The following is a 26860-nucleotide window of genomic DNA, read 5'->3' as shown; positions in this document are numbered from 1 at the left end:
TTAGGAATTCATAAGTACATTTGCACTCGCAAGATTCAAAAATTAAAAGACATTAAAATCAAATGCTTATACTTTTACTTTACTTTTTTATTGCCGTTGTATTCATACAAATTTTTTACTACTTAGGGATTTTTGGAAAGTTCGCTTTCGGTAAACCTCAAACTATTACGCCAAAAAAACTTCCGGTTTCTGTAATTGTCTGTGCAAAAAACGAACAAGAAAACGTAAAAAAATACATCCCACTATTAGCAGAGCAAAATTATCCTGATTTTGAAATTGTCTTAATTGATGATGCTTCAAGTGATGAGACATTAGAAGTTTTTGAAGAATTTGAAGAAAAATATTCAAACATCCGATTAGTAAAAGTAAAAAATAACGAAGCATTTTGGGGAAATAAAAAATATGCTTTAACATTAGGTATAAAAGCTTCAACAAAAGACTATTTGTTGTTTACAGACGCTGATTGCTATCCAAATTCAAAAGAATGGATTACTGCCATGACTTCGCAATTTACACTCAATAAAACTATTGTATTAGGCTATGGAGGTTATGAAAAAATAGAGCGTTCTTTATTGAATAAAATTATTCGTTTTGAAACTGTTCTTACCGCTATGCAATATTTTTCATGGGCAAAAACCGGACTTCCATACATGGGTGTTGGAAGAAATTTAGCTTATAAAAAAGAAGAATTTTTTAATGTAAATGGTTTTATAGATCACATTCAGATTCGTTCCGGTGATGATGACCTATTTGTAAATCAGGCGGCAAACAAGGCAAACACTACAATTGCATATAGCCCTGAAAGTTTCACTTATTCAAAACCAAAAGAAACCTACAGAGAATGGTTTACTCAAAAAAGAAGACACGTCGCTACAGCAAATTACTATAAGTTTTTTGACAAAATTCAATTAGGACTTTTTTACAGCTCACAATTATTATTTTTTTTATTAGTTATCCTTTTATTGGCTTTCCAATTCCAATGGATTGCTGTATTGGCATTATTAGCAACCCGTTATACGATTGCCTGGATTGTAATTGGATTCTCAGCAGGTAAATTAAAAGAAAATGATTTAAAAATTTGGTTTCCTGTTATTGAAATCGTTGTCATATTCACACAAATTAATATCTTTATTACTAATATTTTTTCAAAACCAGTAAATTGGAAATAAATTCTAAAATAGAAAAAGCAAAAGAAGGCGATCAAATCGCCTTTACTTTTTTATTAGATTTTTACTGGAACGAAGTGTACGGGTTTATGCTAAAACGTACTGAAAATGAAACTGTAGCCGAAGACATTACTATCGAAACTTTCTCAAAAGCTTTCGACAAAATTGCAACTTATAACCCGGAATTTCAATTTAATACCTGGTTAATAAGTATTGCAAAAAACGTTTATATTGATCTGCTGCGCAAAAAGAAAACAAATCTTTTTATAGAAATCACAGACAACGAAGATCAACAGGCATACAACATTGCCGACCCTACTCCATCTGCTGAAGATGCATTGATTAAGGAGCAAAATTTATCCCGTTTGCTTTTGTGCATCAAAGAATTAAAACCCCACTATCAGGAAGTGATTCAGCTTCGTTATTTTCAGGAAATGACGTATCAGGAAATTGCACTCAAGATAGATGAGCCTTTAAGCAATGTAAAAGTAAAATTACTTCGTGCTAAAAAATTATTGGCAGAAATTATCGAACGGAATAGATAATTCACTATCTTTAGAATAAGAATAAGATATCTACAGTTTTATTCTTAAAAAAATAAACATCCCACATACCAAAAGTTCTTTGTTTTCGTTGTTAGTTAAAACTAAAAATCTGTCATGCTTATGATTTAATGTTACTTAACCTTTTAAATCTAATTACTATGTCTAAATTAAGCCTTTACGAAACCAAATGGACTGATCTTGTTTTCGAGAACAAAAACAAAGAGTACGGCGCGTACCAATTACGTCAGGAAAGTTCCAAAAATTCAATTACCGCACTTTTTACAGCGTTGCTAATAATCGCTACATTAGGAACTGCATCTGTTGTAATCAACAAATTCAGATCTGCGAATACAGTAATAGCACCACCAACAATTTTTGATGATCCAATAGTTCCGGTAAATATAGATCAGGAAATTGTGCAGCCGAGAACAGAAGAACCAATTGCTCCACCTATGCAGGAAAGTGCTCCGGCAACAACTGAAGTACAATTAACAAATCCTGTAGTAGCATCGACTCATGAAGCTACACCTGAGATTATTGCTCCTAATTCACACAACGTTCCTACTTCAGACAATACCTCAGATGGAACAGGAACTGCCGTTAATGCATTACCAACAAGCGGGGGTAGCGGGACTGGAGAAGGCACTGGCTCAGGAGTTGACAGCGGAACTGGAAGTACCATAGTAAACAGTGCTATATTAGACAAAATGCCTGAATTTCCAGGAGGAATGAGCAAATTTTACACTTACGTAGGAAACAACTTCAACAGACCTGAACTGGATACTGAAAAAACATTAAAAGTATATGTTTCCTTTGTAATCGAAAAAGATGGTTCTATGACTGATATTACAGTAAAAAACGATCCTGGTTACGGATTAGGAAAAGAAGCGATACGCGTTCTGAAATCACTAAAAACGAAATGGACTCCCGGGATATTAGACGGAAAAGCTGTACGAACAGCCTACAATCTCCCGATAACGATAAAAACAGAAATGGAATAATTAAACGAAAAAGCAGAATTTAGGTTCTGCTTTTTTTTATACCTTTTATTTAAATTATTTATAATAAAATCACACTTAAATTAACTTCTTAATCATTAAAAAAATACATTCTTTCATATTTTAATTACTTTTACAACTGTTTATAAAAACAAATTAATTGTAACAATATTAAAAAATAAAAAATGGGAATATTTTCAGCTATTCTTGGCAATGCCGGTTCAGTAAGTCAGGAAGATTTAATTAAAAAATACGGACAGCTTTTAACCGATAATGAAGAAATCGAAATGGGTTTTAAATTAATTCGTGACACTTTTATCTTCACTAATAAAAGATTGATTTTAGTTGATGTACAAGGCTTAACAGGCAGTAAAACGGAATACAAATCAATTTCGTACAAAAGTATTACCCGATTTAGTGTTGAAACTGCAGGAACTTTTGAACTTGACGCCGAATTAAAAATCTGGATTTCAAGTGAACAACAACCGAGTATTGTTAAACAATTTAATAAATCAGTAAACGTATATGATGTACAAAAAGTATTGGCACATCACGTTTTGGGTTAATTTCAAATAAAAAACCCGACAAGTTTAAAACTTGTCGGGCATTGTTTTAATTTAAAAACAATTATTTCTTTTTAGTAGTAGTTGTTTTTTTTGTGGTCGTTTTTTTTGTAGCTGTTGTTTTCTTAACTACTGGCGCTGTATTGTCTATTTTTTGTTGAACATATGCTTTATACACACCGTCTTTTTCAGCTCTCTTTTTTGCATCTTCAGCTCTTTGTTTTGAATCCGGATGCGAACTCATCATCTTATCTAAAAAAGAAGCTTGTGCACCTTCGCTCATTTTGGCTAAAATTCGGAATGCAGATTCCTCAGCATTAACATTATAACCATTTTTCTTCATAAAATCATAAGCAAACAAATCAGCTTCGGCTTCTTGTTTACGACTATGTTTACTGTCAATCATAGCACTTCCAATTTTCCCTAACTGACTATCCGTGATACTTGTAATGGTTGCAGATTGTGAGGAAACTCCATCAAGCAAAGCCTCTTTTTGATAAGCAGCACGCATAGCATCTCTGGAATCATTATTAGCAACGTGACCAATTTCATGACCAATAACAGCCAGTAATTCATTATCATCCATAATATCCATTAATCCGGAATATACCCGAACACTGCCATCTGCCGTTGCAAACGCATTTACTTCTTTTATCTTATACACTTTATAGTTTAAAGTATAACCTTCACCAGAAGTATGTTTTCCAAAAAGCCTGTTCAATCTTAGAGTGTAAGGATCATTTGGCCCGGCAACTTCGTGTTCAGCATCTAATTTATCTACAGCTTCTTTAGATAATTTAGCTGCATCTGCATTTGTCAGAGTAAAACTAGCCACACCTTTTTGAACTGCTCCTATCGCTTTTTCTCCAAAATTAATTTGTGCCTGCACTTTTGTAAAGCTCAAAGAAGCAAATAGAATTCCTAAAACTATAAATTTATTTTTCATCCTTTTTTAATTTAAAATAACAAGACAAATATACTTATATAAACGGTTATTTTTTATCCTATTTAAGCGTTAAAAAACAACATCTTTGTTCTATTATTCAAATTGACATCAGTTTTATCATATAAAATTAACAAATTATCGATAATTAACCAATAAACTCGACAAGATAGTAATTAGACAGTACCTTAACTTCTACAACTTTACGTATATTTGTAGTTCAATTTTAATGTATGGAAACCGCAATAGAAAACATACCAACCGGGAAGCCTAAATGGTTGAAAGTGAAGCTTCCTATTGGTCAAAAATATACTGAACTTCGTGGTTTGGTCGATAAATATAGTCTAAATACCATCTGTACCTCAGGAAGTTGCCCTAACATGGGGGAATGTTGGGGTGAAGGAACGGCAACTTTTATGATCTTAGGAAATGTATGTACCCGTTCTTGTGGCTTTTGCGGTGTAAAAACCGGAAGACCCGAAACTGTAGACTGGGACGAACCTGAAAAAGTGGCCCGTTCTATTAAAATAATGAATATCAAGCATGCCGTAATTACCAGTGTAGACAGAGATGATTTAAAAGATGGCGGTTCTATTATCTGGATTGAAACTGTAAAAGCAATCCGAAGAATGAATCCTAATACTACTCTTGAAACCTTAATCCCTGATTTTCAGGGAATAGAAAGAAACCTTGACCGAATTGTAGAAGCAAATCCGGAAGTTGTTTCCCACAACATGGAAACTGTTCGCAGACTGACCCGTGAAGTTCGCATCCAGGCAAAATATGACCGCAGTTTAGAAGTGTTACGCTATTTAAAAGAAAAAGGAATCAACAGAACCAAATCAGGAATCATGTTAGGACTTGGAGAAACAGAAGAAGAAGTTTTTCAAACCATGACTGATTTACGCAATGCAAATGTTGATGTAGTAACTATTGGTCAATATTTACAGCCAAGTAAAAAACATTTACCTGTAAAAGAGTTTATCACTCCGGATCAATTTGCCAGATATGAAAAATTTGGACTTGAACTGGGATTCCGTCATGTAGAGAGCGGCCCACTTGTTCGTTCCTCTTACAAAGCACAAAAACATATATTATAAAAAGCTTATTCGGTTAATCGTTAATTTGTTTAACCGATTAAATGAATTAACAGACTAAAAAATTGAAAACTAGAATTGCTATAAATGGTTTTGGAAGAATTGGAAGAAATTTATTTCGACTACTTTTAAACCATCCTGAAATTGAAGTAGTCGCAATTAATGATATTGCAGATAACAAAACAATGTCGCATTTAATAAAATACGACAGCATTCATGGAGTTTTGCCTTTTGCAGTGTCTCATGATAAGGAAAGCATAATAGTTGATGGAAAACATTATTTGTTTTTTCACGAAAATAAGATTTCCAATTTAGACTGGAAAAGCCAGAATATAGATTTTGTAATTGAATCAACGGGGAAATATAAAACCCACGAAGAGTTAAATGCACATATTGAAGCAGGAGCCAAAAGAGTAATTCTTTCTGCTCCTTCTGAAGTAGACACCATAAAAACTGTTGTTTTAGGAGTAAATGAAGGGATTTTAGACGGAAGCGAAAAAATTGTTTCCAATGCAAGCTGTACAACAAACAATGCGGCTCCGATGATCAAAATAATTGATGAATTGTGTGGTATTGAACAAGCTTACATCACAACAATTCACTCTTATACGACTGATCAGAGCTTACACGATCAGCCACATAAAGATTTAAGAAGAGCAAGAGGAGCCAGCCAATCAATTGTTCCAACAACAACCGGAGCAGCAAAAGCACTCACAAAAATCTTCCCTAATCTGCATCAAAAAATTGGAGGCTGTGGTATTCGTGTCCCGGTTCCGGATGGATCTTTAACAGACATTACGTTCAATGTAAAACGTGCTGTGACTATTGAAGAAATTAATGATGCTTTTGAGAATGCATCAAAAACATATTTAAAAAACATATTAGATTACACAGAAGACCCAATCGTTTCAGTAGATGTAATAGGCAATACAAATTCATGCCTATTCGACTCTCAACTGACTTCTGTCATTGATAAAATGGTAAAAGTGGTTGGCTGGTATGATAACGAGATAGGCTACTCATCAAGGCTTATCGATTTAATTTTGCTGATGAAAAAAACATAGGATTCCATTATAAAAAGTATTACAGCATGAAATATCTTTTTATTTTTATCAGTTTTTTTTCCACCTTTTTGTATTCGCAAACTAAGCCGGATACAGATAGTCTTTTGTATTATAACAAATTAGCCAGCACCAATAAAAAAGCTCTTAGGGTTATTGACAAAACGAATTTTAGAAATTCTTATGAATATTTGAATTTTCAGAAAGCGATGAAATTAAAATCCCTAAAAAATTACGATTTAGCTTCCCAAACACTAAAAAAAATAATTCAACGGCCAGACAACACCAAAACTCTAGCTATCAAATCAGAATCCTATTATCAGCTTGGATTAATAGAAACACAATTAAAGAGAAATGATTCTGCTATTTTACACTTTAATAATGCTCTTGATTCGAATGCAAAAATTCAAAATTTAAACCAAAAAGCCAATATAATATTAGCAATAAGCCAATATTATAAAAACAACAAAGAATACGAACGCGCTTACAGTTATCTCAATGAACATCATCAAATAGAACATAATATTCTCAAATTAAAAAACAGTAAATTCAATTCTGATAAATATAAAAAAATCAATGAAACTCATCTTTTAAATGAAGAAAGAAGAAAAAGTGAAGAAAAAGCCCAGGTTAAAACCTATCGATATTCAAAATTAATCAGCATTTTAGCTATTGCACTTATTTCTATTTTATCCTTATTGAGTCTGGCTCTCTACAAAAACAATGTTATTAGGAATCAAAATAATTTAGTTCTAAAAGAGAAAAATAAAGAGCTTATTTTAGCAAAAAACAAAGCGGAAGAAGCTTCAAGAGCCAGAACCGAGTTTTTATCTACAGTAAGCCATGAACTCCGGACCCCGTTAAATGCGATTAACGGCATTGCACATTTATTACTTGAAGAAAACCCAAAAGAATCTCAACTAAAATATTTAGATTCATTGAAATTCTCAGGAAATTACCTCACTACATTTATCAATGAAATACTTGAAATAAATAAAATCGATTCCAGTAAAATTGAAATAGAAAAAATCAGTTTCGACTTAAAAGCTTTACTTAACAATATTCAGAATTCTTTAAAAGAATTAGCCGCAGCAAACAATAATCATTTTCTGTTGGAAATAGATGATGCTATCCCTGATAATTTAATTGGCGACACCACTAAGCTTTCACAAATAATCCTGAACTTAATTAACAATGCATTAAAGTTTACCCAGAACGGAAAAGTTACTGTTACTGCCAAACTGTACGCTCTGGAAAATGAACAGGCAATAGTTTATTTTGAGATTACTGACACCGGAATCGGAATTGCAAAAGACAAGCAGAAAAAAGTTTTTGAAAGTTTTTCACAAGGTTCTGTAGAAGTAAATCGGAAATATGGAGGTACAGGTTTAGGACTTACGATTGTAAAAAAACTCATTCACTTATTAGGAGGCAAAATCCACTTAGAAAGTGAAGTTGGTAAAGGTTCTACTTTCAGTTTTAAATTAAACTTCGACATTAGTAAAAACATTTCTAAAAATACTGAGGAAACTCAACCTTATAATGACGACCAATTAAAAAACAAACTCATATTATTGATCGAAGACAATAAAATCAATCAGATGATTACCCGAAAAATGCTCGAAAATAAATCCATTTTTTGCGAAATACTTGACAATGGTGAAGAAGCAATCGAATTATTAAAAACAAAAAGTTTTGATTTGATTTTAATGGATGTTCATTTACCAGGTATAAATGGTACAACAGCTACACAGCTCATTCGGGAATTCAATAAAACGACACCAATAATTGCCCTTACCGCCATTTCGTTAGACGAAAACAGAGAACAGCTTTTATCTTTTGGAATGAATGATGTCATTACAAAACCTTTTGTTCCTGAAATATTCTACAACACTATTGCTCAGTTTTTTGATTAAATGAATTTCCTTTCACATATTCCAAAATAGTGGAATCAAAATTTTTATGATGATTGATGAAAGTACTTTTTATAGGTAAAAAAAACAATTTCGAAGTGATCTCAGTATCTTTTAAACGAACATAATCTTTTTCGGTTGTAATGATTTTTTTATCTTGAGCCTTGTTTTGAATTTCATTTAAATCATTGTCAGAAAAATGATGATGATCAGGAAAAGTCAAACATTCATCCTTTTCATTTTTTAGGAAATCAAAAAAAGGTTTGGGTTTTGCAATCCCGGCCAAAAGTATTTTAGCTTCTGATTTAATATCTTTTACATCGATTTTTTCATCCTGACCATAAACTGTATTATCATAATCTATAAAAGTAAAATAAATTTGCTGTGAACAGTTTAACTTTAATTTCAAACGAATTTCTTCCTGCTTTTCATCAGACAAATTTTTAGGACATTTTGTAACTACAACAATATTTGCTCTTTCAGCTCCACTCCTGCTCTCCCGTAAATTTCCTGTTGGAAGCATAAAATCATCCGCATACAAATCACCGAACGCAGTCAGTAAAATATAAAACCCTGCTTTTACTTTTCGATGTTGATAAGCATCATCCAATAAAATAATTTCAGGTTTTATTGCCTGCGAAAGCAATTGTGTAATTCCGTTAGTTCGATTAGCATCTACAGCAACCTGAATATTTGTAAATTTTTGATAAAACTGAAAAGGCTCATCACCTAAAATATCGGCATTAGAAGTTGTATCTGCCAAAACAAAACCTTCAGACTTACGCTTGTAACCACGACTTAATGTTGCTATTCTGTAATTATCCGACAATAACCGTATTAAATATTCAATTTGAGGAGTTTTACCGGTTCCACCAACACTTAGATTTCCTACAGCTATAACCGGAACATCAAATGAAGTAGATTTCAGAATCCCTTTATCAAAAAGAAAATTCCGAATTGTAGTAATGAATCCGTATAAAATGGCAAATGGGAAAAGTATTTTTCGAAGTACATTCATTTTACGAAAGTATAATTTTTTTCGTTAATTTGTTTCAGGTTTCAAGTATACAGGACATGAAACCTAAAATCTGAAACAAAAGTAGAAAATGAAAATCAAAAATATAATAGAAGTTCTCGAAGAAATGGCTCCTTTGGCTTATGCCGAAGATTTTGACAACGTTGGACTTTTAGTGGGTGATGAAGAAACAGAAAGTTCCGGAGTTTTGGTCTGCCACGATGCTTTGGAAAATGTAATTGAAGAAGCAATCACTAAAAACTGCAACTTCGTAGTTTGTTTTCATCCGATATTATTCTCCGGAATCAAAAAAATTACAGGCAAGAATTATGTTGAGCGCGCCATTTTAAAAGCCATCAAAAACGACATTGCTATTTATGCCGTTCACACTGCTTTAGACAATCATTCGCAAGGCGTAAACAAAATATTTTGTGATGCTTTAGGTTTAATCAATATTAAGGTTTTGATTCCGAAGCAAAATTTCATTCAAAAATTAGTGACTTATACAGTTCCTGAGAATGCGCAAAAAGTACGTCAGGCGATATTTGATGCCGGTGCAGGAACTATTGGCAATTATGATAATTGCAGTTTTAATTCGAACGGAATTGGAACTTACAAAGGCAATTCTGAAAGCAATCCCGTAATTGGAGAACGTGATGAATTAACCCAAACTGAAGAAATAAAAATCGAAGTTACTTTTGAAAAACATTTACAATCCAGAATCTTAAAAGCACTTTTTGCAAATCATATTTATGAAGAAGTAGCTTATGAAATTTATGATCTTCAAAATTCTCATCAAAATATTGGTTTAGGGATGATTGGTGAATTGGATTCTGAAATGAATGAAAAAGACTTTTTATATTTCGTAAAAGACAAAATGATTGCCGATGGTATTCGTCATTCAGCCTTTACAGGAAAAAAAATAAAGAAGGTTGCTGTTTTGGGAGGATCAGGAAGTTTTGCCATCAAAAATGCAATTCAGTCTGGCGCTGATGTTTTTTTAACCGCTGATTTAAAATACCATCAGTTTTATGAAGCCGAAAATCGTCTACTTTTAGCCGATATTGGTCATTTTGAGAGCGAACGCTATACAAAAAATTATATTGTTGATTATCTTAGGAAAAAAATCCTTAATTTTGCAATCATTTTATCAGAAGAAAATACAAATCCAGTTAAGTACTTATAGAATATGGCGAATACGAAAGAATTAAGTGTTGAGGACAAGTTAAGAGCAATATACGATTTACAGCTTATTGACTCGAGAATTGACGAAATCAGAAACGTAAGAGGGGAACTTCCATTAGAGGTTGAAGATTTAGAAGATGAAGTTGCAGGTTTAAGCACTCGTTCAGAAAAACTTAAAAGTGAACTTGAAGTAGTTGAGGATCTTATCAAAACTAAGAAAAACGCTATTGAAGAGCACAAAGAGGTTATCAAAAAATACACAAAACAACAAGAATCAGTTCGCAATAACAGAGAATTTAATTCTTTGACCAAAGAAGTTGAATTTCAGGAATTAGAAATTCAATTGGCTGAAAAGCAAATCAAAGAAATGAAAGCTTCTATCGAGCATAAGAAAGAAGTTATCTCTAATTTAAAAGAAAAATTAGAAGCTAAAAGCAACCATTTGAAGCATAAAAAATCTGAATTGGATGCTATTATGTCTGAAACTCAAAAAGAGGAAATCTTCTTAACGGAGAAATCTGCGGAGTTTTCTGAGCAAATTGAAGCTAGATTATTAGCTGCTTACAACAGAATCAGAAGTAGTGTTCGTAATGGTTTAGCAGTAGTATCTATCGAAAGAGGAGCTTCTGCAGGATCATTCTTCACGATTCCGCCACAGACTCAGGTAGAAATTGCTTCCAGAAAGAAAATCATCACTGATGAGCATTCAGGAAGAATCTTAGTCGACAGCGTACTGGCTGATGAAGAGAAAGAAAAAATGGAACAATTGTTCGCTAAAATCTAAATAAATTGTCCCGATCAACATCGGGACTTTTTTTTACAATAAAATTTGCTGGTTTTGGGACTCAAAAAAGGAATTCGTTTTATTACATTAAAATCGGTTGGCCAATACATTAACTTCCTGAGTTATGTGCGTCCGCAAAAAGCTGTCGAACTTTCATACGCACTTTTCAGTCAGCCAAGAGATGGCAGATTACTAAAAGAAAGTTTGCCCAAAATTTTAAGAAACACGGAAACAGAAACGTTTCACCATAACGAACATCATTTTCAAACCTACATATGGAAAGGGAATGAAACCAAAATTTTACTCGTTCATGGCTGGGAGAGCAATTCTTCACGCTGGAAAAAAACGCTGCCTTATCTTCAGAAATCAGGAAGCACGATTATTGCTATTGATGGACCTGCCCACGGACAAAGCAGCGGGAAAGAATTTAATGTACCGCTTTATGCCGAGTTCATCAATAAGGCAGTAGAAAAATATCAACCCAATATTATTATTGGTCATTCTATTGGCGGTGCTGCCTGCGTTTATCATCAATATCTATTTCCTAATACCAGTATCAATAAAATGGTTATTTTAGGAGCACCATCAGATTTAAAAACGTTGATTGACAATTACGTTTCCATGCTGAGTTTAAATACTAAAATGTATTCGTTATTAGAAAACCGTTTTTTAACCCATTTCAATTTTAAACTAGAAGATTTCTCCGGACAAAAATTTGCTTCAGAATTTAATGTTTCGGGGCTGATTGCACACGATACTTCGGACAAGATTGTTGCTTTTGAAGAAGGTAAAAAAATCGCCAGTAATTGGAAGAACAGTCAGTTTGTCGAAACTAAAGGATTAGGTCACGGAATGCACGATGATGAATTATATCAGAAAGTGATTGAATTTTTATTTTCATCTTAAGTTAAAAATCTAAGTTCTTTTACTATTTTCTAAAAAAATCTAATAGTCCAATAATCTAATAATCTAAGATATCTAAATAATTATGATAGCCGTAATTTTTGAAGTTATTCCGAACGAAGGAAAAAAAGAAGAATATCTTGATATTGCCGCAAGCTTGCGACCTGAATTAGATCATATTGAAGGATTCATATCGATAGAAAGATTCCAGAGTTTTAGCAATCCCGAAAAAGTCTTGTCCTTGTCTTTCTGGAAAGACGAAGAAAGCATTCAGCAATGGAGAAATCTCGAAATGCACCGTCATGCTCAGTCCAAAGGCAGAAATGAAATTTTTAAAGACTATCATTTAAGAATTGCCTCTGTAGTTCGTGATTATGGGATGTTTGACCGCAAGGAAACTCCAAAAGACAGCTCAGGCTTTCATGATAAATAAAAAGGTTCAAAGTTGCAAAGACCCAAAGAAACAAAGATTTTTTTTCTGAGTTTCTGAGGTTAAAATTAAAAATTCATTTTTAGTTTTAAAAATCTAAAAGTCTAACAATCTAAAAGTCTAACAATCTAAAAATCTAAGAAGTCTAATTTTTGACTACTTTTGCATTATGGAAGAAAATCTAAAACGCCTTAATAAATTCATTGGAGAAACAGGTTATTGTTCTCGTCGGGAAGCGGATAAACTCATTGAAGAAGGACGTGTAACCATAAACGGAGCAGTGCCTGAAATGGGAACCAAAGTTTCACCGGATGACGAAGTGCGCATAGACGGAAAACTAATCGTTGAAAAACACGAAAAAATGATCTATCTGGCTTTCAACAAACCAACCGGAATTGAATGCACCACTAATTTAGAAGTTAGAAATAACATTGTCGATTATATCAATTATCCAAAACGTATTTTTCCGATTGGGAGATTGGACAAAGCCAGTGAAGGATTAATTTTCATGACGAATGACGGTGATATTGTAAACAAGATTTTACGTGCCAGAAACAATCACGAAAAAGAATATACCGTAACGGTAAACAAACCAATCACGGAACGTTTTATACAACGTATGGGAAATGGTATTCCGATCTTAGATACTGTTACCAAAAAATGTAAAGTAGAGCAGATTAGCAAATACACTTTCAAAATCATTCTGACACAAGGTTTAAACCGCCAAATCCGAAGAATGTCTGAGTATTTAGGCTATGAAGTTACGGCACTAAAACGTATCCGTATTATCAATATTTCACTGGATGTTCCCGTTGGCCGTTACAGAGATTTGACAGATGCTGAAATCAAAGAATTAAATCAGTTAATTGAACCTTCAAGCAAAACTGAAGAAGCAAGTTTTCCAAAACCGGAAACTCCAAAAAGAAGAACCGAATTTATTTCGAAACACGATCCCCGATTTAAGAAAAAAGGTGATTATTGATTTTTATCATAAACAAAAATCCTTCAGAAATCTGAAGGATTTTTAATTTTAAATATTTTCGAAAGCAGTTATCTTATTTTAAAATACGAAAGTTTTTTACGAAGTCTTTATACTTGTCACTCAAAGTAACTTTATGATTTCCTTTCAGAATGATCAGATTGTCATTTACATTTATCTGCTCAATTTTACTAAGGTTTACTATATAATTTCGGTGCGTTTGGCAAAACTTAGCGGCATCCAGCAGTTGAATAATTTTGGTTAAGGATATTAAAATAACAAATTTCTCTGCGTCCGTAATAATATTGCAATAACGGTCTTCAACTTCAATGTATAAAATATCCTTGATTTGAACTTTCTTTAAAACTTTGTTTTTTTTAATAAAAAGTGAATCACTGCTTATGACCGTATTTTGATCTTCGCTGTGAAAAACATTCGTTTGCTCGTAAAATTTCTCTACAGCCATTTCCAGTGCATACAAAATTTCAAGTTCATTAAAAGGTTTTAATAAGAAACTAAAAGGTTTAGTAAGTTTTGCTCTCTCGAAAATCTGACGATCCTTAGAACTGGTTAAAAAAACAAATGGTTTTTGTCCGTTAGGCACAATATTAATGGTTTCGGCAAAGGTGATTCCGTCCGGTTTGCCGTCCAGAAAAACATCGATAACCACGATGTCGATTGTGTTTTGGTAAAATAGGGTCAGTGCCTCCTGATGAGTCCGGGCAACGCCAACAATATTATAATTATTTTCAGAAAGCACTTTTACCAGTGCGTCGCTTTCTTCGGGTGTGTCTTCGACAATAAGAACATTTATATTATCCATGATTTTTAAACTTTGGTAACGCTATGATGATCCTGGTTCCAACATTTTCTTCACTCTCTATATCGAGTTTTCCTTCATTTTTTCGAATCAGGCTTTTACATAACTGCATTCCTAATCCCGTTCCTATTATATCATCGTTTTGCTTTTTAGAAAGCAAAATAGTTTCTTTTAATAATTCCTTCCTCGTTGATTCGTTCATTCCTAATCCGGTGTCTTCAATCACTAAATAACAAAACTCTTCTGATGAAGGACGTGAATAGATTGAAATCGTTCCGTTTTCTTTGGAGAATTTAATAGCATTGTCTAAAAAATTCCTGATTATTATTTTAAGCGAATCGAGATCTGCAAATACATGATCTGCTGTAGCAACATTGTTTTTGAAATTGATGTTTTTGTTTAACATCAACGGTTTGTAATTGTATTCTACATGCTGTACAATTGAAGCGAGATGTAAAGATTCCTGATAAAAATAAGCTTGTTTGGTCTGCAATAAAGCCCAATTAAGCAGGTTGTCTAATAAATTGTATGCTCCGCTTGCAATTGAACTGTTTTTGTGCAGTAAAACATCAAGTTCCGTATAGTTTTTACTTTCCAGATTGTCTAAAAGTTTACTATTACTCACTTTCAATGCATTTACCGAAGAACGCAAATCATGACTCACAATCGAAAACAATTTGTCTTTTGTTGCGTTCAGTTCATCCAGTTCGTTTTTCTGCGCTAAGATGATTTTATTGTTCCTGATTTTCTGCCGGTAAAAATAAACTCCGGTACCCAACAGTACAAACAATAAAACCGAAGAAATGAGAAACCCATTTCTTTCGGCTATTTTTGCTTTATTCTCTGCAGCGAGAACGTCTACTTCTTTTTGTTTTTGCTTAATGGCAAACTTCTTTTCCAGATCTGCAATTGCCCAAACTTTATTTTGGTCGTTTAGAGAATCTTTCCAGATTTCGTATTCTTTTCTGTACGTTAAGGCTAATGGGAAGTTTTTTCTGTTTTCTTCTACTACAGCCATATTAAGTACTGCCGCAATTTTTAAATCAAATGATTTTACTTTTTTTGATAACTCATATGCTTTTTTAAAGTAAGGAATTGCCTGATTATCCTTATATTGTTCATAGTATAAATTGGCTATATCTATATACGAACCAATAAGCAACAAAGTGTCTTTATCCATTTCTTGCAAAGTAGAGGCCTTGAATAGATATTTTTCTGCTTCATCATTTTTTTTAAGATGTAAATAACATAAACCTATATTATGCAAGACTGTGCTACTTTTTAAATCATATTCAAATGAATTGGGGAGATTCTCAATTTCTTCAAAATATTCTAGTCCTTTTTGAAACTCATTTTGCTTTAATGCAATTTCACCTAGGGTTAATTTAACTTTGTAGTAAAATCTAAACTTCGATGAAATTAAATCAAATTCTTTTTTAGCTTCATTAAATAGTTTTTTTTTGTTGAAACTTGTTGCTCTAAAATAATGGCAAAAATCATTTAATTCTTTATTATCGGAACTACTTAATTGCTTCATGGAATATACTAATGTAGAATCCCAGTTGCTTTCTAAAAAAAAATATTGGGCTTTATTAAAATTTATTTCCTTATTGAATTCTTTTGCCTTATTTTTAATTTCAAATCTGAATAAATTACTATTTGATTTCAATTGAGAAAAAACAAGAACAGGAAAACAAATCAGTACTAAAAATAAAGATTTAATTTTAATCATTATCTTTAACAAAAAGAAACTAACGTTCATTTTAATTACCGTCCTGAACTACAGTTACGGTTCCTCTTGAAGTTACCGGATCTATATCCCAAAGGAAAGTTTCAATTGTTTTTATTTTAGACAATGCATCAGGTCCATATGGTATGCTACTAACTGTAAAAGCGACTTCGTAAACAAAAAAGGTGGTTTCTTTTGTTTCTACTAAATCATAAGCAACAAAAAATTGCAATTGTGGCTTCCCTTCAAGATCAATGTAACAATTTTGATAAATACGAAAATCTAAATTTTCCTCTTCTTTTTTGGCAATAAAAACAACCGCTCTAACAAGAAGCTGTTTCTCTTTGGTAAAATAAGCTTCAACAAGTGGAGATAAAAGCATTCTATTTGTTCTTTCAGGAAATTTTATCTTTCCTACACTATCTGGGTCTAATTTTACTGGTAAAAGTTCTCCAGGTGGATAAATTTTTTCAGTTGGAGAATAAAGAGTAGTTTTTTCCATGGTAATAATTTTAAGGTTAAATTAATAAATATTTTTTAGTTCATATAATTTTACTAATTAAGGCATATTTAACTGACAGAATCAGAAAATTACAGATGCCAAATATAACAAAGTATTTCTTAATAACTTTTGCTTACCTGTTCATTCAACGTTATTATTTGCTTTTTATCAAGTAAAAAATTGTATTTTACAATAAAAACGAATATTTTATACAAAAAATCCTACTCCATAAAAATAAAGCAGGATTTAGTTTCTTATAACTATCTATCTTTCAAAAAAGCATAATACAGTGGTTTTGATAAAAACGATTTTTGCTGATAAGAATCAATCTCGTATTCTCTTGCTGCTTCTTTGACCTTACCATTCAAATTATTCTTTAAAAAATATTCCCTTCTCACTTCATCATTAAAATTTAAATCACTTAAAAATACCGGTTCGACTCCTTTGTTTACCGAGATATTATAAGTGGTAATCAGATTTCCCCAATTGACAAAACTGCACAATAACAATAGTCCGTAGCAATACCAGACCATTTGGTTAAAAAGGTAGGCATTTGTTTTTTGTCTAACAATTTTTAGAAAAGCGTAAACTAAACCAATCGTGACTAAAATCAGGAATGCATACACACCCAGCCTTTTGTATGTTAATCCAAAAAATGCAACATATTCTGAATTCTTAACAATCGTGCTTAAGATCAAAATACCATTCAGGACAATCCAGATTTTGGCTAATTTCTTTAAACTTGTTGCTTTTATATCGAAATTGAATCCGCCTTTGAAGTAAAATAAGATTACTCCAACAGCCATAATAATTGAGAAAATAACTGAATTTACCCTTTCGTGAGTATCTGAACTCAGGTTTGTTTTTTGGACAGCTTCAAAAAACTGCTCGTAATTGTATGTAGCAATAAAGACCAAAATCAGTATGTTTAAAAGTACTAAAGTAATCTCGCCGCTTTTTCTTTCGAAGTCAATATCAAGAAACGAAAAAGAACTTTCGTTTTGAGTTTTAATTTCATCGTTAAAATCATTGTCCAACAGCTGATTTTTTTCGTAACATACTTCAGGAATCCAGTAATTCCAAAAATTGAATGAAATATAAAATCCTAAAACGCTAATTACTAAAAGCTGCCAGAGGTCAAGATCTAACTCATAGTCTGTAAACAGAGAGGAAAAGTGGTTGCTTCCGAAAGAGTAAACAATAAAAAACAATCCCAGAAATACTGCCGGAATAATAAAATAGGCAATCAGTTTTTTGGCAAAACCGTTATTTACTTTCCTTTTCGGAAGGTATTGGCTAAACATTAAGATACGCCCTAAAGAAGCAACTCCGTTTACGAATATCAGTGGAAATACCTGAAGCAATTTAAGTTTAGGCTCCTGTGTTTTGAATTGCAAAAAGACCAGCGACAATGCCAAAGCCCAAAAAGAAGCAAAATCACCATACCAGGCAAAAGCATAACAAGACAATATCGAGGTAATCACCAAAATCAAATGTGACCTGTGGGTAAACCGATCCTGGAAGAAATAGCAAATTAAGGCCGTTAGTGCTAATCCGAAGATACCAAGGTTAACACCTAATTCCTGTTTGTAAAAAAGCAGCGTAAATAGTAAACTGCTGACTAAAATAAAATGTAGTTTTTTCATTTCAATTAATTTAAAAGTACTTTGTTTTTCAAAGTTATTAGACAAAAAAATATAGTTATTACGGTTTCATTAATTTTTCAAGATACGATAAATGCTCTTTGAAAGCGGCACGTCCAAGCGGTGTCACCTGATAAGAAGTTTTTGGTTTTTTACCAACAAATTCTTTTTTTACTTCAATGTATTCCGATTTTTCAAGTGCCGATGAATGGCTGGCTAAATTACCGTCTGTGATATTCAATAAAGTCTTCATTTCGGTAAAATCAACCCATTCATTGACCATCAGAACGGACATAATCCCCAATCTGACGCGGCTTTCAAAATCTTTATTTAATTTATCAATGATTCCCATTGGTTATTTGTATTTTTTGAACATGATTAGTCCGTACAAGATATGTAAAATACCAAAGCCTATGATCCAAAAAATCAAACCATATCCAATATAAAAAAGAGAAATACATCCTAAAATTAGCTCACAAAAACCTAAATATTTAACATCTGAAAAAGTATATTTTTCAGCATTTATAACAGCAAGCCCGTAAAAAATCAAAGTAGATGGCGCAACCAGACCAAAATATCCGTGATAGAGTAATGCCAGACAAAATATTCCTCCTGCCACAAGCGGAACCGCGAGATTGAACAGCATTTTTTTTGTCGCAGAGGTCCAGATTGGTAAATTGTATTTTCGACTTTTTCTAATGGTAAAAAAGATTCCGAATGCAAATGCACTGACTAAAATTATAATCGCAATCCAAAATAATTCTGAAACCAGATTGGTCGAATATAACCTGTGCTCGTCATTTAAATAATCCATTCCGTTGGCTTTAAACAACTGATAAACATACAATCCTCCTATCAAAGCTGACAAACCTGCAAAAACTCCTGAGAGTCCGCTTAAGGATATAAATCTTGAAGAGCGTTCCATCATTGAACGAATATGTGCTAAATCTTCCTGGTGCTGCTGATTCATAAATAAAGTACTTTGTGTTGCAAAGTTATGTTTTATTTTGAAATGACAATATAAAAATCCGATTTTATTTTTATTGATGAGAAAATTATTTCTACAGGAATGCAGATCTTTAGCAAATACGGTCACGACCTAAGTATATAAAACAGAAAAGCCTATTCAAATGAACAGGCCTTTATATATTTTATTTTTAAATTCTCATTAAAACCATCTTCTTCTTTTAAATAAAAACACTCCTAAAGCTGACAAAGCAACAGAAACAAAAAGTAGAATCCAGATACCAAATTTACTTTCTTCCAGCCCATTTGGTACATTCATTCCGTACAGACTTGCTATTAAAGTTGGGATCATCAAAATAATAGAAATTGAAGTCATCTGCTTCATGATATTGTTCATGTTATTTGAGATTACAGATGCGTAGGCATCCATCATTCCGGTTAGGATGTTGCTATAAATATTGGCTGTATCCTGCGCCTGGCTCAACTCGATTTCAACATCTTCTAATAAATCCAAATCGTAATTTGCCTTATGTGCTTTTAAATTTTTAATTCGATGGAATAAAACGTCATTTGCTTTTAGCGATGTAATAAAGAAAACCAGACATTTTTCGATTTGAAGCAATGCCTGCAATTCTTCATTTTTGATTGATTTCTCCAAATTATCTTCGGCCAGTTTTATTTTTTGATTGACTTGTTTGAGATATTTTAAGTACCACACACTGGATGAAAGCAACAATCGCAAAACCAAATCCGGGTTGTCTTTGATTTCAATATTTTTTCGTTGAGAGTATAAAACAAAGTCTGAGATGATTTCTGTTTTATAAAAAGTAATCGTAACGCAGATATCGTCTCTAAAAATGATCCCAAGCGGAATAGTTTGAAAAGGTAGTTTAATGTCGTTACTTTTTATCGGAACGCGCATAATAATTAGTGTCCATCCATCTTCGATTTCGATACGGGGTCTTTCGTCAATATCTTCAATATCGTTGTAAAATGCTTCTGGAATTTGAAGTTCTTGTAGTAAATATGCTTTTTCTACTGCTGTTGGAGATTCTATATTAATCCAGCAGTTTGGAGTCCATTTTGGGATTTCAATTAATCCGTTATTGTTTGTGTAAAAGGCTTTCATTTCAAAATACAGGTGTTATTGCAGCATTTTGAAAGATTTCAAAAGCTACTTTAATTTAATACTAACGAATAATAATCGTCCATTTGGAGAAGTGTTTTTTTAGTGTGGCAAAAGTATCTTTTATTTTTAAGAACCAAAACTTTAAACTATTAATTAAATATTAAAACAATAAAACCCATTCGTGTGAATGGGTTTTGTTTATGAATTCTATGAAATATTATTTTCTGCTTCTGATTTTTCTAGCTAAGAGTGTATTTTGAAGCAACATCGCAATTGTCATTGGTCCTACTCCTCCCGGAACAGGTGTGATAAAAGATGCTTTTTTACTTACTTCATCAAAATCAACGTCGCCTTTAATCACATATCCTTTTGAGTTGGAAGCATCGTCAACTCTGGTAATTCCAACGTCAATAATTACAACGCCGTCTTTTACCATATCTCCTTTTAAAAATTCAGGAACTCCTAAAGCGGTAATGATAATGTCAGCATTTTTAGTGAATTCTTCTAAGTTTTTAGTACGACTGTGTGTTAAAGTAACTGTTGAGTCTCCAGGATTTCCTTTACGGCTCATCAAAATGCTCATTGGACGGCCTACGATATGGCTTCTACCAATAACTACAGTGTGTTTTCCAGCAGTTTCAACTTTATAACGCTCTAATAATTGCATGATTCCGAAAGGGGTTGCGGGAATAAATGTTTCCATTTCTAAAGCCATTCTTCCAAAGTTTGTCGGGTGAAAACCGTCTACATCTTTGTCCGGATCAATTGCTAAAAGAATCTTTTCTTCATCAATATGTTTTGGCAATGGCAACTGAACGATATAGCCGTCCAGGTTGTCATCTTCATTTAGTTCTTTAATTTTTGCTAATAAATCTGCTTCGGTAATATCTTCAGGCAAAGCTACTAAAGTGGAATCAAAACCAATTTGCTCGCAGGATTTTACTTTACTTCCCACGTAAGTTAAACTTGCTCCGTTATTTCCAACTAATACTGCTGCTAAATGAGGTACTTTTCCTCCTGCTGCTTTTATGGATTGAACTTCGGCTGCGATTTCGTTTTTAATGTCTTCAGATGTTTTTTTACCGTCTAGTATTTGCATTTTCTTAAAAGGTTTCAAGTTTAAAGTTTCAAGTTTCTAAATGCAGAAACTCTTTTTATTAATCAATTTTATTATAAAATTTAAGGTCTAAAACTTCAAATAACCTGAAACTTTAAACCTTAAACAAATTTTATTTATCTCGGCATTCCGCCTGGCATTCCTTTCATACCGCCCATCATTTTCATCAGGTTTTTTCCGCCCGGTCCCTGCATCATCTTCATCATCTTACTCATTTGGTCAAACTGTTTCATTAACTGATTTACCTGTTCAACCTTAGTTCCCGAACCTTTAGCGATTCTGGCTTTTCTTTTTACATCGATAATGGCGGGCTTGCTTCTTTCTCCCGGTGTCATTGAGTGAATAATCGCTTCAATATGCTTGAAAGCATCATCTTCGATTTCAACATCTTTCATGGCTTTTGAAGCACCTGGTATCATTCCAACCAGGTCTTTCATGTTACCCATTTTTTTAACTTGTTGAATCTGCGTAAGGAAATCATCAAAACCAAATTCGTTTTTAGCGATTTTCTTTTGAAGTTTTCTCGCTTCTTCTTCATCAAATTGTTCCTGAGCTCTTTCAACAAGAGACACAACGTCTCCCATTCCTAAGATACGCTCAGCCATACGTTCCGGGTAGAAAACATCAATAGCTTCCATTTTTTCTCCGGTACCAACAAATTTAATTGGTTTGTTTACAATCGATTTGATGGAAAGCGCTGCTCCACCACGCGTATCACCGTCTAATTTCGTTAAGATAACTCCATCAAAATTCAGGATATCGTTGAAAGCTTTTGCAGTATTTACAGCATCCTGCCCTGTCATAGAATCGACAACGAACAAGGTTTCCTGAGGCTGAATTGCTTTGTGAACACGAGCAATTTCGTCCATCATTTCCTGATCTACTGCTAAACGTCCTGCTGTATCGACGATAACCACATTGAAACCGTTTGCTTTGGCATGTTTGATTGCGTTTTGAGCAATTTCTACAGGATTTTTATTTTCCGGTTCTGAGTACACCTCAACACCTATTTGATCTCCCACAACATGAAGCTGATTAATCGCCGCAGGACGGTAGATATCACACGCTACAAGAAGTGGTTTTTTATTTTTCTTAGTTTTTAGAAAATTAGCTAATTTTCCAGAGAAAGTCGTTTTACCCGAACCTTGCAATCCTGACATTAAAATCACTGTTGGATTTCCTGAAAGGTTTACACCGGCAACATCGCCTCCCATTAATTCAGTCAGCTCATCTTTTACCAACTTCACCAATAGTTGACCTGGCTGAAGGGTCGTTAATACATCCTGACCGATTGCTTTTTCTTTTACTCTTGCAGTAAAATCTTTTGCAATTTTAAAGTTAACATCGGCGTCAAGTAACGCACGACGAACTTCTTTTAAGGTATCGGCAACGTTTACTTCTGTAATTTTACCGTGTCCTTTTAATATATGGAACGCTTTATCTAATTTATCACTTAAATTATCAAACATAGTATTGTTTTTTTTGAAGTTGCAAATATAGAACAAAGTTAGAAAGTTTCAAAGATTCAGAGGTGCAAAGGTTTAAAGTTTTAATTAGTAATGTTTGCATATCGTATTTATGAAAATGAATTATAAATTCATAAAAAAAGAGGCTAGAAAAAACTCTAACCTCTATCAAAAAAAAATAAAAAAACCAAGTTATTAACTAATTGAAAAGTTAAATATTGTTTATCTGAGAATGAACCTCGAATAATAATATCCGAGGTTATTAGTATTATTTTTATTTCAAGATAGCATATTGGAATGTTGGATGTCCTCTTTCTAGATTAACTAATGCTCCACCTGTAAATTTTAATTTATAAATATTACCCGCTGGATCTTTTATAACAAAGAAGCGATCTGTTTTAAGAACAAACTGTGAAACTGTTGTTCCGCCTACAGTAGCACTAGTTCCCCTCCAGTTAGATCCAATATTTCTCTGGTCTGCAGTAAATTTAGCATTATCAACACTTGCTAATGTAAAATTATCATACGTAACAGCATCTGAAACAAGAACCTGATATGCTTTTGCTCCACCTTTTAAATTACTCAAAACAAAATCTGGATAGAAATATGGAGTCGCTGTAGCACCAGGAATAATATTTGTAAACGTTGTGAAATTGATATCCCATTGTACTTTTTGAGGTTCAACACTTACCGTTTTTTTATCTAGTAAACTAAAGAACGTAAAGTTGTAAGCTGTATTTTTACTTACTACAACTTCCTCATGAGTTGTTGCGGCTATATCAGCATATTGAACTTTATAATCATTTCCACTTTTTAAAACTCTAATTTTTTTCCATCCTCTTGCTGCTCCTCCAACTGAACCTTCTTTTCCTAAAACAGGATCTGCTGCAGCTGTAGCATTTCCTAAATATATTAAATATACTTTATTGTTAGCATCTGTCGCTGAAACTTCTGCAATCGCAGTTTTTAAGATGTCACCTGTTGGATCATCAATTTGGGTCGCAACTCCACTTCCTTGAGAAATAATCATAGAATTATCTTCAACCTGAACTTCATCAATGTTAGTAGTTGACAATTCTTTCGCTGCCATATTTATAGAACTGTTTAATGCAACTCTAAATTCAGTTCCAGAATAAAACCCTAATTCCCAAGAAGATCTTACTGCTTTTGTCATCATTCCACTACTCAAATCAACATAAACTTGATTTGGCTCTAATGGCCCACCAACTTCAGGAGACAAAGAACTTCCTAAAGAAGCAGTCTCGTTAAAACTAACCTGAATAGATTTATTTTCACTAACTGTGATAATTGTATTATCAATCGTTGCACTTATTATAGTAAAAACAACATTTTTTACTTGTCCTTCAACAGCATCAATTAGTTTATTGAAAGTAAAAGATACAGATGAAACATTTTTTGCAAAAGGAATTACAACTGTATTTGCCGTTATTGCAGGCAAAGTAGTAAAATCTGTACCATTGGCTACAGCTGTTTGAGTAACAGTTAATGTTAATGATCCAGCTGAAGCTGTTGGAGAAGCAAATTTAATTTCGATTGGAGTTGTTGCTGCAGTAAGGTTTAGAGATGTTGCTGCAAATGCAACTGCATTTTCCTGAACTACATTATCATCGTTATTACAAGCTCCAAAAACAAGTAATACAAAAGAAAGAATTAAGATAAAGTTTTTTTTCATGGGATTTATTAATTAAGATTTAAATTATATGTGAGTTTAAGAAAATAAGAGCGCCCGTAACCTAATAAAAGATCAGTGTTTCCAACTGCATGTGCACCTCCTGTCACATCTCCTCCGCCATTTTGAACCGATTGAACATTTGTAATATTAAATAGATTTCTTGCTCCAACTGTAACTTCAAATTGATTCTTAAAAAACAACTTGCGGACAGAAGCATCCATCCAGCTATATGGCTGGATTTGATTTAAAAAGAATTTAGCTTTTCCATCTGTATCTGTTCCGGCAACAAATTGTTGTTGCTGTCCATTGTATTTGTAATAAAGAGCAAACAAAGTATTCCATTTTGGAATTTTATAAGAGATACTAGAATTTAGTTGAAAAGAATATAAAAATTTATCATCAGAGGTTAGATTCAATGCTGCTAAATCTAATTTTCTCGAAATTCCAACAACAGCAGCTCCTACTTTTAGATTCAAATTTTTATAAGAATATTGTTCGGTGGTAGAAACATTCCACATCTTATACTTATTAATATTTACATATCTATAGTTCAAAGTAGGAACAGTCTGTGTCAAAACCATATCAATTCTATCATCTACGTCCATGAAGGTCACTGCAAAATTATTTGCGAGCTGAGCACCTGAATCAAAATAACAGGATCTCTTAAAACTTACTTCGTAAGATGTACTATTTTCCGGCAGCAAATCAGGATTGCCTTGTATGTTATGATTACTATCAACCATGTATGTATAAAGCTCATCAAAATTTGGAATTCGGTAAGATTTCCCTAAAGAACCTCTTACCTCTAGTCCCTTTTTGAAAAGATATCTTAACCCCAAAGAACTAGCGTATTGATCTTCAAAAGCAGATTGGATTGAATAACGAAGTCCTGGACGAATTGAAAATTTATCTGACAAATTAATCTCAGCAACTGTAAAAACATCATAGTTTTCAAGTCTTTTTCTAACCTCTAACTGCTGCAAATTATCGTCAAAAAAAATTCCGGCAGAACCGCCATAAAATCCATTTTCGTTTGTGATTTCATATCCTAACTGAAAATCAACTTTTTTACTATCAAAAAAATTACTTAAAGTCCCGGTTGAATACAATACTTCCTTAGATTGATATGTTTCTCTCGCATTACCAAATTCTTGGTGAGTTTCTATTTGATAATTAAATTTTTCAACATCACGTTCCTGCTTTTGATGCGAAACTGAAACGTTATAATTTAACTTAGAAAAAAGCTTTCCATTTGTATTTAAATGATGATAAAAACGATTAGTTAAATATCTTTTGTCTCTCGCAAAGTAAGTTTCAGGAAATGGGTAATTATCCTGTGGATTTAAGATTGGGTTATAATAATCTACATTCTCTCCATAATAATCAAACTTATAAAAAATATTAAAATTATTTTTTTGATATCCAACAAGAGCATTTCCAACCAACTGCTCTTTTGGCAACCAGCTATACCCACGCAAACCATTATTTATATCGTAATCTTTTCCTTGTTTATCGTCATAAAAACCTGCAAAATCATTGCGATTTCCTCCTACGTTTACAAACCAATTTCCATTAAAGTTATGAGCAACTTTAGCTGACTGAATGTGACGCCCTTTATCAAAAAACGCATATTCATTCCCAACTGTTTCCTCTTGTAAAGTCGCACTAATCTGCCATTTATATCCACCACCTTTTTTAGTAATGATATTTAAGATTCCACTAACAGCATTTGCTCCATGTGTAACTCCCATAGAACCTTCAATGATTTCTATACGTTCAACATCGTCAAGATTTACCTGAGTCAAATCAACGTTAGTTCCCATTCCGGTATCACTTACTAATGGTATATTGTCAACCAAAATCTTAAAATATTGTGAATCTAATCCAAACATAGAAACAGTCGAACGACCATCGCTTCCACTATTTTGAATTGTAATATTTAGATATTGGTTAAGAACATCTGAAAGATTATTTGCCGCTAATTGTTTAATATCTTCTTTTGAGATAACGCGAACATTAAAAACAGATTTCTTAATCGATTGTGGTTCAAATTGTCCGGTTACAACAACCTCAGAAAGTTTTTCCTGAGAAGCAATACTATCTTTTTGCTGGGCAATAGCATAAGTACAAAAAAGCAATCCTGCAAAAAGGGTAAATTTTATTTTCATTATTTTTATTAAGTCTTAATAATGCTGCAAATATAACATTATTTT

At 32.8% G+C, this 26860-nt stretch carries 25 protein-coding genes; 12 read left to right on the top strand and 13 right to left on the bottom strand.

What is annotated here, in order from left to right; genetic code table 11:
- Nucleotides 1–62 precede the first annotated feature (62 nt).
- The 4 genes from DMB68_RS17130 to DMB68_RS17115 all read left to right on the top strand — a co-directional run bounded on the left by DMB68_RS17130 (nt 63) and on the right by DMB68_RS17115 (nt 3275).
- Entirely contained in the window at nt 63–1169 is a 1107-nt protein-coding gene (locus DMB68_RS17130; RefSeq protein WP_110347858.1) for a glycosyltransferase, read from the top strand.
- On the top strand, nt 1160–1711 hold the full coding sequence (locus DMB68_RS17125; protein ID WP_110347857.1) for an RNA polymerase sigma factor: 552 nt from the start codon (nt 1160–1162) through the stop codon (nt 1709–1711). The genes DMB68_RS17130 and DMB68_RS17125 overlap by 10 nt, the downstream gene beginning before the upstream one ends.
- Nucleotides 1712–1869: 158 nt before the next feature.
- On the top strand, nt 1870–2712 hold the full coding sequence (locus tag DMB68_RS17120; protein ID WP_110347856.1) for an energy transducer TonB: 843 nt from the start codon (nt 1870–1872) through the stop codon (nt 2710–2712).
- A 182-nt stretch (nt 2713–2894) separates the two neighbouring features.
- Complete coding sequence (locus tag DMB68_RS17115) at nt 2895–3275, top strand: PH domain-containing protein (RefSeq protein WP_110347855.1); 381 nt, start codon at nt 2895–2897, stop codon at nt 3273–3275.
- A gap of 61 nt (nt 3276–3336) precedes the next feature.
- On the opposite strand, the gene DMB68_RS17110 is transcribed toward DMB68_RS17115, so the two are convergent.
- On the bottom strand, nt 3337–4218 hold the full coding sequence (locus DMB68_RS17110; RefSeq protein WP_110347854.1) for a M48 family metalloprotease: 882 nt from the start codon (nt 4216–4218) through the stop codon (nt 3337–3339).
- Nucleotides 4219–4448: 230 nt separating this feature from the next.
- Between DMB68_RS17110 and lipA the strand changes: the two genes are divergently transcribed.
- The 3 genes from lipA to DMB68_RS17095 all read left to right on the top strand — a co-directional run bounded on the left by lipA (nt 4449) and on the right by DMB68_RS17095 (nt 8289).
- Nucleotides 4449–5315, top strand: coding sequence for a lipoyl synthase (gene lipA / locus DMB68_RS17105; protein ID WP_110347853.1), 867 nt, complete (start codon nt 4449–4451; stop codon nt 5313–5315).
- A 62-nt stretch (nt 5316–5377) separates the two neighbouring features.
- Entirely contained in the window at nt 5378–6376 is a 999-nt protein-coding gene (gap, locus tag DMB68_RS17100; protein WP_110347852.1) for a type I glyceraldehyde-3-phosphate dehydrogenase, read from the top strand.
- 26 nt (nt 6377–6402) lie between these two features.
- Complete coding sequence (locus tag DMB68_RS17095; protein WP_110347851.1) at nt 6403–8289, top strand: tetratricopeptide repeat-containing hybrid sensor histidine kinase/response regulator; 1887 nt, start codon at nt 6403–6405, stop codon at nt 8287–8289.
- On the opposite strand, the gene lpxK is transcribed toward DMB68_RS17095, so the two are convergent.
- On the bottom strand, nt 8267–9304 hold the full coding sequence (gene lpxK, locus DMB68_RS17090; RefSeq protein WP_110347850.1) for a tetraacyldisaccharide 4'-kinase: 1038 nt from the start codon (nt 9302–9304) through the stop codon (nt 8267–8269). The two genes, DMB68_RS17095 and lpxK, sit on opposite strands and share 23 nt — an antisense overlap.
- Before the next feature lie 88 nt (nt 9305–9392).
- Between lpxK and DMB68_RS17085 the strand changes: the two genes are divergently transcribed.
- From DMB68_RS17085 to rluF, 5 genes are all read left to right on the top strand, one after another.
- Entirely contained in the window at nt 9393–10487 is a 1095-nt protein-coding gene (locus DMB68_RS17085) for a Nif3-like dinuclear metal center hexameric protein (protein ID WP_110347849.1), read from the top strand.
- A gap of 3 nt (nt 10488–10490) precedes the next feature.
- Nucleotides 10491–11270 carry a zinc ribbon domain-containing protein gene (locus tag DMB68_RS17080; protein ID WP_110347848.1) on the top strand — a complete coding sequence of 260 codons (780 nt, stop codon included), beginning with the start codon at nt 10491–10493 and terminating at the stop codon, nt 11268–11270.
- Between the two features lie 54 nt (nt 11271–11324).
- On the top strand, nt 11325–12176 hold the full coding sequence (locus DMB68_RS17075; protein WP_110347847.1) for an alpha/beta fold hydrolase: 852 nt from the start codon (nt 11325–11327) through the stop codon (nt 12174–12176).
- Between the two features lie 82 nt (nt 12177–12258).
- Nucleotides 12259–12606 (top strand): antibiotic biosynthesis monooxygenase family protein, encoded by a 348-nt coding sequence (locus tag DMB68_RS17070; RefSeq protein WP_110347846.1) that lies wholly within the window; start codon nt 12259–12261, stop codon nt 12604–12606.
- A gap of 166 nt (nt 12607–12772) precedes the next feature.
- Nucleotides 12773–13585: a 23S rRNA pseudouridine(2604) synthase RluF gene (rluF, locus tag DMB68_RS17065; protein ID WP_110347845.1), complete on the top strand. Its 813-nt coding sequence runs from the start codon at nt 12773–12775 to the stop codon at nt 13583–13585.
- Nucleotides 13586–13658: 73 nt separating this feature from the next.
- Here rluF and DMB68_RS17060 read toward each other — a convergent pair whose 3' ends face one another.
- The 11 genes from DMB68_RS17060 to DMB68_RS17010 form a co-directional block, all read right to left on the bottom strand.
- Nucleotides 13659–14405: a LytR/AlgR family response regulator transcription factor gene (locus DMB68_RS17060; protein WP_110347844.1), complete on the bottom strand. Its 747-nt coding sequence runs from the start codon at nt 14403–14405 to the stop codon at nt 13659–13661.
- A complete protein-coding gene (locus DMB68_RS17055; RefSeq protein WP_110347843.1) occupies nt 14398–16134 on the bottom strand; it encodes an ATP-binding protein in 1737 nt (578 codons plus the stop codon). The genes DMB68_RS17060 and DMB68_RS17055 overlap by 8 nt, the downstream gene beginning before the upstream one ends.
- A 31-nt stretch (nt 16135–16165) precedes the next feature.
- Nucleotides 16166–16633 (bottom strand): hypothetical protein, encoded by a 468-nt coding sequence (locus DMB68_RS17050; RefSeq protein WP_110347842.1) that lies wholly within the window; start codon nt 16631–16633, stop codon nt 16166–16168.
- 260 nt (nt 16634–16893) lie between these two features.
- Nucleotides 16894–18279: a DUF4153 domain-containing protein gene (locus DMB68_RS17045; protein ID WP_110347841.1), complete on the bottom strand. Its 1386-nt coding sequence runs from the start codon at nt 18277–18279 to the stop codon at nt 16894–16896.
- Between the two features lie 58 nt (nt 18280–18337).
- A complete protein-coding gene (locus tag DMB68_RS17040; protein WP_110347840.1) occupies nt 18338–18628 on the bottom strand; it encodes a winged helix-turn-helix domain-containing protein in 291 nt (96 codons plus the stop codon).
- A 3-nt stretch (nt 18629–18631) separates the two neighbouring features.
- Nucleotides 18632–19246 (bottom strand): hypothetical protein, encoded by a 615-nt coding sequence (locus tag DMB68_RS17035; RefSeq protein ID WP_110347839.1) that lies wholly within the window; start codon nt 19244–19246, stop codon nt 18632–18634.
- A gap of 198 nt (nt 19247–19444) precedes the next feature.
- Complete coding sequence (locus DMB68_RS17030) at nt 19445–20371, bottom strand: magnesium transporter CorA family protein (protein ID WP_110347838.1); 927 nt, start codon at nt 20369–20371, stop codon at nt 19445–19447.
- Between the two features lie 217 nt (nt 20372–20588).
- Nucleotides 20589–21470 (bottom strand): bifunctional 5,10-methylenetetrahydrofolate dehydrogenase/5,10-methenyltetrahydrofolate cyclohydrolase, encoded by an 882-nt coding sequence (locus DMB68_RS17025; protein ID WP_110347837.1) that lies wholly within the window; start codon nt 21468–21470, stop codon nt 20589–20591.
- A 134-nt stretch (nt 21471–21604) separates the two neighbouring features.
- Nucleotides 21605–22957 (bottom strand): signal recognition particle protein, encoded by a 1353-nt coding sequence (gene ffh / locus DMB68_RS17020; protein WP_110347836.1) that lies wholly within the window; start codon nt 22955–22957, stop codon nt 21605–21607.
- A 271-nt stretch (nt 22958–23228) separates the two neighbouring features.
- Entirely contained in the window at nt 23229–24647 is a 1419-nt protein-coding gene (locus tag DMB68_RS17015; protein WP_110347835.1) for an HmuY family protein, read from the bottom strand.
- A gap of 8 nt (nt 24648–24655) precedes the next feature.
- The gene (locus DMB68_RS17010; protein ID WP_110347834.1) at nt 24656–26815 is read right to left on the bottom strand and encodes a TonB-dependent receptor plug domain-containing protein; all 2160 of its coding nucleotides are present in this window, start codon (nt 26813–26815) and stop codon (nt 24656–24658) included.
- Nucleotides 26816–26860: the final 45 nt, after the last annotated feature.

Source organism: Flavobacterium hydrophilum (assembly GCF_003202405.1).
GTDB lineage: Bacteria > Bacteroidota > Bacteroidia > Flavobacteriales > Flavobacteriaceae > Flavobacterium > Flavobacterium hydrophilum.
Note: the sequence above shows the minus strand (reverse complement) of the source record. Positions and strands in the feature narration are given on the sequence as shown.